This window comes from Polynucleobacter sinensis, from assembly GCF_001595985.1.
GTDB lineage: Bacteria > Pseudomonadota > Gammaproteobacteria > Burkholderiales > Burkholderiaceae > Polynucleobacter > Polynucleobacter sinensis.
The window spans coordinates 181,286-193,374 of record NZ_LOJJ01000018.1; the positions used below are offsets into that span (position 1 = coordinate 181,286).

General features: G+C 46.1%; 11 protein-coding genes. 10 read left to right on the forward strand and 1 reads right to left on the reverse strand.

Features of this window, described 5'->3' with window-relative positions; genetic code table 11:
• Positions 1–82: 82 nt before the first annotated feature.
• Genes AOB49_RS10840 through AOB49_RS10860 form a run of 5 tightly spaced genes read left to right on the forward strand, consistent with a single transcriptional unit; the run spans position 83 to position 4,849 of the window.
• The gene (locus AOB49_RS10840; RefSeq protein ID WP_062310971.1) at positions 83–1,396 is read left to right on the forward strand and encodes a TAXI family TRAP transporter solute-binding subunit; all 1,314 of its coding nucleotides are present in this window, start codon (positions 83–85) and stop codon (positions 1,394–1,396) included.
• Positions 1,393–2,361: a Bug family tripartite tricarboxylate transporter substrate binding protein gene (locus AOB49_RS10845; RefSeq protein WP_062310973.1), complete on the forward strand. Its 969-nt coding sequence runs from the start codon at positions 1,393–1,395 to the stop codon at positions 2,359–2,361. Before AOB49_RS10840 ends, AOB49_RS10845 begins: the two co-directional genes overlap by 4 nt.
• Before the next feature lie 25 nt (positions 2,362–2,386).
• Complete coding sequence (locus tag AOB49_RS10850; protein WP_062310975.1) at positions 2,387–3,142, forward strand: 2OG-Fe dioxygenase family protein; 756 nt, start codon at positions 2,387–2,389, stop codon at positions 3,140–3,142.
• Between the two features lie 16 nt (positions 3,143–3,158).
• Positions 3,159–4,526 (forward strand): acyclic terpene utilization AtuA family protein, encoded by a 1,368-nt coding sequence (locus AOB49_RS10855; RefSeq protein WP_062310977.1) that lies wholly within the window; start codon positions 3,159–3,161, stop codon positions 4,524–4,526.
• Positions 4,523–4,849 carry an AtuA-related protein gene (locus AOB49_RS10860; protein ID WP_062310979.1) on the forward strand — a complete coding sequence of 109 codons (327 nt, stop codon included), beginning with the start codon at positions 4,523–4,525 and terminating at the stop codon, positions 4,847–4,849. Before AOB49_RS10855 ends, AOB49_RS10860 begins: the two co-directional genes overlap by 4 nt.
• 8 nt (positions 4,850–4,857) lie before the next feature.
• Here AOB49_RS10860 and AOB49_RS10865 read toward each other — a convergent pair whose 3' ends face one another.
• Entirely contained in the window at positions 4,858–5,841 is a 984-nt protein-coding gene (locus AOB49_RS10865; RefSeq protein WP_062310981.1) for a Bug family tripartite tricarboxylate transporter substrate binding protein, read from the reverse strand.
• A gap of 83 nt (positions 5,842–5,924) precedes the next feature.
• Between AOB49_RS10865 and AOB49_RS10870 the strand changes: the two genes are divergently transcribed.
• The 5 genes from AOB49_RS10870 (at position 5,925) to ccoO (ending at position 12,072) form a co-directional block, all read left to right on the forward strand.
• Entirely contained in the window at positions 5,925–7,169 is a 1,245-nt protein-coding gene (locus tag AOB49_RS10870) for an MFS transporter (RefSeq protein ID WP_062310983.1), read from the forward strand.
• A gap of 21 nt (positions 7,170–7,190) precedes the next feature.
• A complete protein-coding gene (locus AOB49_RS10875; RefSeq protein WP_062310985.1) occupies positions 7,191–9,614 on the forward strand; it encodes a heavy metal translocating P-type ATPase in 2,424 nt (807 codons plus the stop codon).
• Positions 9,615–9,623: 9 nt separating this feature from the next.
• On the forward strand, positions 9,624–9,803 hold the full coding sequence (ccoS, locus tag AOB49_RS10880) for a cbb3-type cytochrome oxidase assembly protein CcoS (RefSeq protein ID WP_062310987.1): 180 nt from the start codon (positions 9,624–9,626) through the stop codon (positions 9,801–9,803).
• A gap of 168 nt (positions 9,804–9,971) precedes the next feature.
• Positions 9,972–11,414 carry a cytochrome-c oxidase, cbb3-type subunit I gene (ccoN, locus tag AOB49_RS10885; protein WP_062310989.1) on the forward strand — a complete coding sequence of 481 codons (1,443 nt, stop codon included), beginning with the start codon at positions 9,972–9,974 and terminating at the stop codon, positions 11,412–11,414.
• 10 nt (positions 11,415–11,424) lie between these two features.
• Positions 11,425–12,072: a cytochrome-c oxidase, cbb3-type subunit II gene (gene ccoO, locus AOB49_RS10890; protein ID WP_062310991.1), complete on the forward strand. Its 648-nt coding sequence runs from the start codon at positions 11,425–11,427 to the stop codon at positions 12,070–12,072.
• Positions 12,073–12,089 lie beyond the last annotated feature (17 nt).

Genomic DNA, 12,089 nt, shown 5'->3' on the forward strand with positions numbered 1-12,089 from the left:
TATCTCGAATAATGGAGTGGTGAATTGATTCGACATCCTATCTTTTGGCTCGGGGCATAATGCTAAAAAGAAAAGAATTCCTATGAACTTCATACGCAGAAATATCTACAATCCTTGGGCTGTTTTGGCGGCCTTTTTTATCTTGGTCGCGATTCTCTTTGCTACCTTGTGGGTATTGGTTCCACCCCCTCCTAGGTCCATAGAGTTGGCAACGGGGTTTCCAACCGGCCTTTATCAGAAGTTTGGAGAAAGACTCCAGAGTGAGTTGGCTGAAGAGGGGGTATCACTGAAGTTGCGCACCACAGGTGGTACTAGCGATAACTTGGCGCTGCTCAATGACCCAGATTCTGGGGTTGATTTTGCGATGATTCAGGGTGGAGTAGCCGATGTCTCGAAATACCCTCAGCTAGTGGCAATCGCCGGTGTGTTTTATGAGCCAGTTTGGGTTTGGTATCGAGAGTCTGCATTCAAAAATGAAGGCGGGCAATTGCATTTATTAAGCCAACTCAAAGGCAAGCGCGTCTCTATTGGAAATGAAGGTAGTGGAACTCTCATTTTGACTTCCGAGCTGTTGCGTGTGAGTGACTTAAGTATCAATGACTTTTACGCTCAGAAGCTAAAACCAGATGAAGCATTGGCAAAGTTTAAGAGTGGGGAGTTAGATGCTGTATTTTTGGTGAGCGCTGCTGAAGCGCCAATCATGAAAAGCTTTTATGAAACACCCGAAATTCGTTTGATGGACTTTCATCAGGTAGAGGCATACCTGCATCATTTGCCTTACCTCTCGAAGGTCACTGTGCCTCGTGGCGTTGTGAGTATTGCCTATGATCTGCCAAAGCGCGACATACAGGTATTGGCTGCTACGGCTACTTTGGTGGGTAAGGATGATATAAGTCCGGCTCTAGTAACGCTCTTATTGGGAGACACATACGACATTCTGAAGTCATACTCATATTTGCAAAAACCAGGAGAGTTTCCATCGGGAGTGGGCTTAGATTTTCCTTTGCATGTAGACGCTGAGATTTATCTAAAGGATGGACCTTCATTCTTGCATCGACATCTTCCTTTCTGGACTGCTGTATGGATTGGTCGATTTGCAAAAATCGTGATCCCTTTATTGGTGATTTTAATCCCACTCTTTACATATATCCCCACTTTGAAGAATTTGCTATTGCGTCTCAAGTTATCCCAGGTTTACGAGGAGCTGAAGGTGATTGAGAGGAATGCTGCGTATCCCGAGTTGAGGGCTAAGAATTTTAAGGAGCTAGAAAATATTGAGCGACGAGTTGCAGGCATGAAAGTCTCCATGCTCGATGCTAAAGAGTTGTATGATTTAAAGGGTCATGTCGGCGAAGTCCGCGGGCGTTTGAGCTTAGTATCTCAGGAGAAGGTATGAAGAAGGTTGTAATTCAGTTTGGTTTTTTCTTGATTGCGGGATGTGCATCTATGGGGCTGTTTGCACAACCTTATCCTTCAAAACCAGTTTCCATGGTGGTTCCTCAGGCAGCTGGAGGAACTAACGATATTGTGGCTAGATTAATTGCGCCCGCTTTTGGTGAGGCGCTAGACGGATCCGTGGTAGTGGAGAACAAGCCGGGGGCTGGCGGAAATATTGGCACTCAAGGTGTGGCACGCTCAGCGAAGGATGGATACACTTTGCTTCTGACGATCAATAGCGCTCAGGCAATTAACCCATCTTTATATAAAAATCCTGGATTTGATCCGGTCAACGATTTTATTCCACTGTATTACATTGGTGCGACACCCTATGTTTTAGTATCACCCCCGGGTTCACCTTATAAGACCTTGGCTGATGTTATTGCGGCAGCCAAGAAGAGGCCTGGAGAGTTATCGTATGCATCTGCCGGAAATGGCACCATTAGTCATTTACTAGGTGCAATGCTGAACACTAGTGCGGGTATAGAAATGCAGCATATCCCTTACAAGGGAGTTGCACCTGCAATCAATGATGTGTTGGGCGGTCAGGTTCCGCTTGCATTTGCAAGCCTACCTTCTGCTTTGAATTACATTAAAGCTGGCAAGCTGCAAGCGCTTGCGATTAGTTCCGCGAAACGCTCTAGCGCAGCACCAGAAATTCCAACCATTGCTGAGACTTATCCAGATTGCGTTGGTGAAGTATGGGTTGCCCTCTTTGCTCCTGCTGGTGTTAATTCAGAGGTAGTGAAAAAAATTCAGGCAGCTATGAGCAAGGTAATGAGTCGTGCTGATGTTAGGGAGAAGTTGAGTGCCCAAGGTTTAGAATTGAATCCAGTTCCTCCTGCAAAATTAGGCGCCCTCCTGAAGGAAGAGTTGGTTAAATGGGCGAAGATTGTGAAGGCTTCTGGGGCGCAGTTAGATTGAGTATCACTCAAGCTCAGATCGCCAGATGACTCAATCCAGCTTCTCGCCACCGATAACTTCGGTTGAATTGTTGCCCCAAGCTTTGAGAGATGATGGCTTTGCCATTGTCTCTGCTGAGGGCGTTGCGAAAATGGCTGGAGTTACTGTGCCCGGGTTGATGGAGTTAAATCAATTCTGGGAAGGCTTACCACGTGATCCATATTTAAAGGATGGCGGTAGGTATCGTTTTCGTCGGCATGTCAGTTACGAAATTCAAAATGACTCTCTGGTGATGGTGCCCCATCGCGCACATTGGCAGTCGGTAGACTACAACGCCTTGCATGGTGGTATTGAAAGATGGTTTGAGCCTTCTCAGTCAGAGTTGACCAAAAGCCCTATCTGGCAGACCCTTCTATTGGGGGTTGCGCGCATCCTAAATAGTGTTCAGCCCGCCAAGACTTGGTTTGTCGAGGCGCATCAATTTAGGATTGATACAACTGATGGCATCGGTCGTCCAACGCCTGAGGGTGCTCATCGGGATGGAGTGGATTTTGTTGCCGTCTTTTTATTGAATCGAGTGGGCATCAAAGGTGGTGAGACGCGTATCTTTGATGCGACCGGTTCTGCAGGTCTTAGATTTACATTGAGTCAGCCTTGGTCTTTGCTGTTAATGAACGATGCTAGGATGATTCATGAATCTACTCCAATACAGCCTACTGGTTTGCATGGATACCGCGATACTTTGGTTTTAACCTATCGCTCAAATGGCTTTCAGGATTCGCCAAGCCACAGCCAGCAATAGATCTATCGAGATTACTATGGCCAATATATATCGTGTTGCTTGTGCTGCAGGATTTTCTGGTGATCGCGTAGATGTAGCTAAGCCACTAGTTGCGGAGATATTAAAAAAGGGAGGGCCAGCCTGCCTTATTTTTGAAAGTCTGGCTGAGCGAACCTTGGCTTTGGCGCAATTGGAGCGCCAGCAAGATCAAACTAAAGGCTATGAGCCACTTTTAAGGGAGATGCTCGAACCCATTTTGAGTGACTGCGTACAAAATGGCATACCCATTGTGGGTAATTTTGGAGCGGCTAACCCAGCCGCCGCCGCTGAATGTGTTGCGCAAATTGCACGAGAAAAAAATTTACCACCTTTAAAAATTGCCATTGTTCAGGGTGATGATATTTCGTCTGCAGACATGCGCGATGTGATTGAGAGTCGATTAAGTCAAGCGTATTTAGATTCTCTCAAAAATAGCCAGTTGGTTAGCGCCAACGTCTATCTTGGTGCGCGCGAGATTGCTGATGCATTGCAAGCTGGTGCGCAGGTCGTGATCACTGGTCGTGTTGCTGATCCAGCCTTGACTGTGGGGCCCTTAATGGCCCATTTTAAAAGGTCATGGGATGATTGGAATTTCCTAGGCTCTGCAACAATGGCTGGTCATTTACTAGAATGCGGCGCGCAGGTAACGGGAGGTTATTTTTCCGACCCCGGCATGAAAGATGTTCCTGATTTAGCCAATGTCGGCTTTCCCATTGTTGAGTTTGATGAAAACGGAAATGGCTGCATCACCAAGCCGAGTAATACAGGCGGTGTGGTCAATCGAATGACGGTGACCGAGCAGCTTTTGTATGAAGTACATAACCCCGCTCAATACTTAACGCCAGATGTGGTGGCGGATATCAGTCAAATCCAGTTAGATGATTTAGGAGCTAACAGAGTTGCTTTTTCTGGTGTCCTTGGCCACCCAAGGCCGGAAAATCTAAAGGCTAATATTTGCATTGATGGTGGCTGGCTTGCTGAAGCTGAAATTTCTTATGCAGGACATAATGCCTATCAGAGGGCGCAACTAGCGGCTCAGATTATTCGAGAGCGTTTATCCCCATTTCTGGAGTTGCGAGTCGATTTCATTGGATCGTCTAGCGTATTTTCAAGCGACCTTGGTAAGGGGCCGCAATTTACCGCTGAAGGTGGGTTTGAAGATATTCGCTTGAGAGTGGCTGCCGCCCATCAGATGAAATCAGAGGCAAATCGAGTTTGTAGAGAAGTTACGGCTTTATATACCTGCGGGCCCGCTGGCGGTGGAGGTGTTCGGACGAGCATTCGTCCGCGCTTAAATACTTTGGTTTGTTTAATTCCACGGGAATATATTCGGGCTTCCTATGTATTTTATCAGGGGGTTCAATGACCCAAAAATTGATTCCTTTATATCAATTAGCGCATGCACGTACTGGCGATAAGGGTAATCGATCAAACATCAGTGTTATTGCCTATCGCCCTGAAGACTTTGAGCTGCTTCTGCGTGAATTAACGGTAGAGCGAGTGGCTAAGCATTTTGGTTTTCGAGTGCCTGGCTTGATTGAGCGGTTTGTATTGCCGCAACTATTTGCGATGAACTTTGTGATTGATGATGTTTTGGATGGAGGCGTCAACCTCTCCCTGAACTTGGATGCCCATGGCAAGAGTTTGTCGTACTGGTTGCTTGCCATGGATATTGAAGTTAATTCATAAAGCGTTACTTATTCTGGTTCCATCCCCGCTTCTTTAATCGCCTTTGCCCATTTTGCGGTTTCTAGTTTAATTTTCTTGTCTAGCATCTCGGGAGTGCCTGGTTGGCTTTCAAAGCCCATTGCAGAAAACCGCTCAACTAAATCTTTTGATTTCGCCGCTTCATTAATTGCTTTGTTTAACTTGGTGACAACATCTTTAGGAAGTCCGGCAGGTCCAAATGCCGCAAAGAACGCAATCAACTCATAATTCTTAATACCTAGAGCCTCGTTGACTGTAGGTAGCTCTGGAATTGCTGGAGAGCGCTTGAGAGAGGTTACTGCCAGACCACGAATTTTGCCGGCCTGAACTTGTGGCAGGGTTACTGCAAAGTCAGCGGTAAACATATTGACTTGACCGCCAATCAAATCAGTCATCGCATTTGGACCGCTCTTATAGGAGACTCCGGTCATCTTAATTCCAGCAACGCTTGCCAACATTTCTGAAGATACGCGCTGCGAGGTGCTGGCGTAAGCAAATGTAATTTTCCCCGGATCTGCTTTAGCTAAAGAAACAAATCCATTGAGTGATTTTGCTGGCACTTCATTATTAATAGCCACGATCAGCGGCACTGAGCCGAAATAACCAATAGGAGTAAATGCGGTATCTTGGTTGTATGGCAAATTCTTTACCAAGCTTTTTAATGCAGCATTTGTGCTATTGGTTCCAAAGAGTAGGGTATAGCCATCTGCAGGTGCTTTGGCGACCACTTCAGCTCCTATCATGCCATTTGCTCCAGGACGGTTTTCAATGACAACCGGTTGACCCAAGGTCTCAGTCATTTTGGCTGCAAACGCACGACCAATTTGATCTGTCGCACTTCCCGGAGCGAAGGGGACAATCGCTTTGATGGGCTTGTTGGGGTATGTCTGAGCAAATGCTGACAAGTTGGCGCAGGCCAGTAGTGCTATGAGGGCGAATTTAAGTAAGTTACTTTGAGGTTGTATTTGCTTCATGGGTAGGGCTCTCCGTGATGTTTTTCCTAGTGTATCGTGTTTATTGGGCGGGTAGAATGGGGTATTGAATTTAGTAAGATCCTATGCGATTTAAATCTACCGGCTATACACCCCTGATGCTCATGGCGCAAACTTGCGCCCTGCTTGGATTTGCATGTTACGCCGTGGTGCTTACTGCACTGCAAGATGAGTGGCAACTGAGCAATTTGCAATCTGGCTTAATAGCTAGCGCTTTTTTCTTTGGTTATATGTTGATGGTTCCTTTAGCCACTGCATTGACTGATCGCGTTGATGCAAAAAAAGTCTACATCTTTGGCGGTCTATCAGCTACATTTGGCTTATTGGGTATGGGTCTCTTGGCACATAACTTCTGGACAGCTTTGATATTTATGGCTTTGAATGGAGCAGGATTAGCCGGTACTTATATGCCGGGCCTAAAGATTCTTTCCGATCGAATTCAATCCGGTGAATTGACTCGGCACATTGCTTTTTACACTGCTTTTTTTGGAATTGGTACTGGATTTTCATATCTATGTTCTGGGTGGATACTCAGCGAGCTAGGGTGGCGATATGTTTTTGGTTTGATCGCAATGGGCCCTTTTACCGCCTCACTCATCGTCCTATTCTTCATTCCCAAACTAGACCATGAAAAATGGCATGGCCCCATTCAAATTCGCTTACGCGATATCTTCCCTTTGGATAAATGGCGACTAGTCCTGCAAGATAAGACCGCCTCTGGATTTATTTTTGGCTATACAGTTCATTCCATCGAGTTATTTGCATCACGTAGTTGGATTGTGGCGTTTTTTGGTTTTTGTGCAATTGTTTCTGGCGAACCTTTTTTATTAACTGCAACCACTCTAGCGGGCGTCATTAATTTCTTTGGTGTTCCATCATCTATCTTAGGTAATGAAATTGCCTTAAGAGTTGGTAGGCAGAAGTGGATTTGTTTTGTCATGATTGCTAGCGCAATCTTTGGGGTTGCGCTAGCCATGTCAACGGGTCAATCTTGGTGGCTTGTAGTCACATTGGCTATTGGGCATACCTTATTCATCATGGCTGATTCAGCTACCCTCACTGCAGGTTTGGTGATTAGCGCTCAGGAAAATATCAAGGGTGCGGCAATGGGCTTGCACTCATTAATGGGGTTTGGAGGCGGCCTATTGGGCCCCGCTATTTTTGGATTTGTTTTAGATCTTACGGGTTCACGCGCCACTCAAATCTCTTGGGTCTGGGCTTACGCAGCTGTCGTAATTTGGGGTGTGGTATTTGTGTTTTATGAGCGCCGCAACGGCTGGGTGAATAAGACGCTTAAAAGAAATCCTTAAGTATTCATGACTATATCTTCAATGAATAATAGTTGCTATCACTGCGGTAGTTTTATTCTGCCAGGCGATTCTTTTGAAGCGGAGTTAGGTGGCGAGCCTAGAAAATTTTGTTGCGCAGGTTGCTTGGCAATTGCGCAAACGATTCACGGTGAAGGTCTAGAGGTTTTTTATGCGCGTCGCGCTCAGTCTAGTGACAAGCCAGCTGACTATCTTCTAGCTAACGAGATCCCCAAAAGTCTACAGCCATATGATGATCCGTCATTGCGCAGTAGATATACCCGCCCCAGTGGAGAGGAGGGCGATTTACAAACTACCTTGCGTCTTGAAAAAATTCGATGTGCTGCTTGTGTGTGGTTGTGTGAGCAGCACTTAAGAAGAATCCCGGGCGTTAAAGACGTTCAGATTAATTACGTTAGCCAAAAACTCACCGCAAAATATTCTCCGGAAAACACGAGCTTAGCGCGTTTACTCTTCGAGGTAGAGAGGATCGGATATGAGGCTTGGCCTTTTGAACCATCGCTTTCCCTAGAGAGATCAAAGAAAGAGCGTCGTCAGTTGCTTACTAGGCTTGGCGTTGCCATGCTGGGGATGATGCAGGTGATGATGTATGCGTGGCCATCCTATGTTGGCGATAGCGATATTACAGCGGAGTATGACTTGCTTTTGGGTTGGACTAGCTGGGCCCTAACAGTTCCGGTAATGGTCTATTCGGCGGGACCAATCTTTCAAGCTGCATGGCGCAGCGTGATTTCTTTTCGCAAGTCACATATGTTGGGGATGGATGTTCCGATTGCGCTGGCTTTAGCTCTTGCCTTTTTTGCTGGGACAATTAATCTGGTAACTGGGTCAGGACATGGTTACTTTGACTCCATCACTATGTTTGTCGCATTTATTTTGGCTGCGCGCTATATCGAATTATTAGCGAGGCAAGATGCGCAAGGTGGTGCTGAAGCATTAGCAAAGCAATTGCCCGCAACATGCGAGCGCTTGCCGCACTACCCATCATCCCAAGAGTTAGAGATTGTCCCCGTTGTCAATTGCAATCCCGGTGACATTTTGCGTGTATCACCAGGCGAAATTGTTCCTGCAGATGGTGAATTGATTGAGGTTGAAAGTGCGTTAGATGAGTCTTTACTGACGGGCGAATCAAAGCCGGTAGATAAAAAAATAGGTGATCGACTCTATGCGGGTACGCATAATATCTTGAATCCATTACTAATGAGGATTGATGCGGTTGGCCAGTCTACCCGTATCGCTGGTATTGCATCTTTATTGGACCGTGCGTTACAAGCAAAGCCTTTGATGGTGAGTCTTGCTGAAAAGTGGGCTGGATACTTTGTAGGCTTTTTATTGTTAAGCGCATTTATTTCTTCAGGAATTTGGCTGTATGTTGACTCTAGTAAAGCTTGGACAGTTTTGGTGTCTATTTTGGTGGCTAGTTGTCCTTGTGCCTTATCGCTCGCCGTTCCAACTGCAATGGCCGCAGCGCAAGGTGCGGTAACTAAATTGGGTTTATTGATTGTGCGTGGCCATGTATTAGAGGGTTTGGTAAAGGCAACAGATTTAGTCTTGGATAAAACAGGCACGCTCACTATGGGTCAGCCAGAGCTTCAGGATGTTGTGGTTGCGCGCCCAGAATTTTCTCGTGAAAAGGTGTTGACTCTCGCGGCTTCGATGGAGTCTGGTCAAAAGCATCCCCTTGCACTATCTTTATTACGCGCCGCGCAGGCTGATAATCTGTCGCTCATTGGATTACAAAATCCTACTGTCAATATTTTGGGTAAGGGTTTGAGCTCCGGTGTCTATCGCTTGGGAAGTGCCTCTTGGGTAGGTGCCAAGCAAAATATCCATGAGGGTCAATATGGCCAAGTTCATTTGGCTGACGACAAAGGCTTAATAGCGAGTTTCATTTTCCTAGATACTCCAAGAGATGGTCTAAAGGATTTATTGGCAGCCGCATACTCCAGAAAGATCACTGTTCATTTGGTATCGGGTGATGATCCGGTTACGGTTTCGTGGTGGGCAAGTAGGGTGGGGATTGGCAGTTACAAAGGGGGCTGCTCCCCCGAAGAAAAGTACGACTATATTGAGCGCCTTCAAAAAGAGGGTCGATTTGTGTGGGCGATTGGTGATGGTATCAACGACGCCCCTTTGCTTGCTCGGGCTGATGTTTCTATTGCTGTTGGTGCTGGAGCTCCTCTGGCAACCGCTGGCGCTGATGCGATTTTGACGGCCAGCTCACTGGCGCCACTGGCTAAAACATTGCTATTGGCAGATAAAACTCAGCTCATCATTAAGGAAAACCTGATTTGGGCGCTTATTTATAACCTCTTAGCAATTCCGGCGGCCATGATGGGTTGGATGAACCCTTGGTTAGCTGGCATTGGGATGTCTCTTTCTTCGCTGGCTGTCACATTAAATGCCTGGCGCCTGAGAAAGGCCTAGACTAGAGCTATGGAGAGCTTATTTCTTTTAATCCCTTTATCACTGATTTTGGTAGGCCTTTTGGCCTGGATTTTGTACTGGTCGGTCAAGAGTGGTCAATTTGACGATTTGAATGGTCCAGGGGAGGCAATTTTGATGGATGATGACACTCCAAAACCTCAAAAAGTTAGTGACTACTCTCAAAAATAGTCATATTTTTCATAAATATGGAAGTGTCTAGATCTTTAATAGGGCTTTAAAGATTGCAAATGTCCACATCCTTTTTGATGTAGATCAAAACGCCCGAAGTACCTTACTTTGATAATGGTTCGAGTCTATTTGGATTATGTCGCTGTTTGGTCACTAAAAGGAGAAACCATGGGAATTACCGTGGGGAACAATCAAGATACCTTCAACTATAAGGTCGTCAGCCAATTTGCCATTGTTACGGTACTTTGGGGGATTGTGGGCATGCTCGTGGGGGTTATCCTCGCTGCGCAGCTCATATGGCCTGAAATTACTTTTAATATTCCTTGGCTCAGCTACGGTCGCTTGCGTCCTTTGCATACCAATGCGGTGATTTTTGCTTTTGGCGGTTCTGCCTTATTTGCGACCTCTTATTACATCGTGCAGCGCACCTGTCAGGTCCGACTCTTTTGCGACAAGTTGGCAGCGTTTACTTTTTGGGGTTGGCAGGCAGTCATCGTTTTAGCTGCAGTCACTTTGCCATTAGGCATCACTACTTCTAAAGAGTATGCAGAATTAGAGTGGCCAATTGATATTTTAATTACAGTAGTTTGGGTTGCTTACGCAGTGGTATTTTTTGGCACCGTGATCAAACGTAAGACTAAACATATCTACGTTTCTAACTGGTTTTTTGGTGCCTATATTTTGACGATTGCGATTTTGCATATTGTTAACAATATTGAGATGCCAGCAAGCCTCTTCAAGTCTTACTCTGCTTATGCGGGTACGCAAGATGCGATGATTCAGTGGTGGTATGGCCATAACGCAGTGGGCTTCTTCTTGACCACCAGTTTCTTGGGCATGATGTACTACTTCATTCCTAAGCAAGCTGAGCGCCCAATCTATTCATATCGTTTATCGATCGTCCACTTCTGGGCATTGAACTTTACGTATATGTGGGCTGGTCCTCACCACCTACAACACACAGCGTTGCCAGATTGGACTCAGTCTTTAGGAATGGTGTTCTCTTTGATTTTGCTAGCTCCATCATGGGGTGGCATGATCAACGGCATCATGACGTTGTCTGGCGCGTGGCATAAATTGCGTCGTGATCCAATCTTGAAGTTCTTGGTTGTCGCATTGTCCTTCTACGGTATGTCAACTTTCGAAGGCTCAATGATGTCAATTAAAACTGTGAATAGCTTGTCGCATTACACAGACTGGACTATTGGGCACGTGCATTCAGGTGCGTTGGGTTGGGTTGCCATGATTACGATTGGCTCCTTGTACTACCTGATTCCACGTTTAGTGGGTCAGCGTGATATGTACAGCACAAAGTTAATTGAATTGCATTTCTGGATCGCCACTATTGGCGTGGTGATTTACATCGCCGCTATGTGGATTGCCGGAGTAATGCAGGGCTTGATGTGGAGAGCCTTCGAACCAGATGGCACATTGACTTATAGCTTCGTCGAGTCTGTCAAAGCAACCTACCCATTTTATGTAATTCGTTTGTTAGGCGGTCTGTGCTACTTGAGTGGTATGTTCGTGATGGCTTACAACGTATACAAGACAGTGATTGGTAAAAAATTCATTGACGCTGCAATTCCACAAACGTCAGTAGCTGCTCATTAAGGATAAGAACATGTCAGAACAACGTCGATTTTTTTCCCACGAAACGCTTGAGCGTAACGTTGGTTGGCTAATCATTGCAACCATCGCAGCTGTTGCGGTTGCTGGTTTGGTGCAGATCATTCCTTTATTTTTCCAACACTCCACTACAGAGCCTAGCCCTGGCGTGGAGCCATACTCGGCCTTACGTTTAGCTGGGCGCGATATTTATCAGCGCGAAGGTTGCTTAGGTTGCCATTCTCAGCAGATTCGTACTTTGCGTTCTGAGGTTGAGCGCTATGGTCCTTACTCCCTAGCTGGTGAGTCAGTATTTGATCATCCATTCTTATGGGGTAGTAAGCGTACTGGTCCCGATTTAGCTCGCGTTGGCGGTCGTTACTCCGATGACTGGCATCGCATTCACTTGCGGAATCCTCGCGATGTCGTTCCCGAGTCCAATATGCCAGGCTACCCCTATCTACAAAAGCCAGCAGCGGCAGATACGATCGCTTCCCATATGACGGCAATGCGTCGCCTAGGTGTTCCTTATACCGATGAGCAAATTGCGAATGCGCCAAAAGAGCTCGAAGGTAAGACTGAAGAGGATGCGTTGATTGCGTATTTACAAGGTTTGGGTGTGAATCGTCGCTACATTGTGGTTGATGAGGTTGTTGCTAAGTAATTTTTAGCGGATAAATC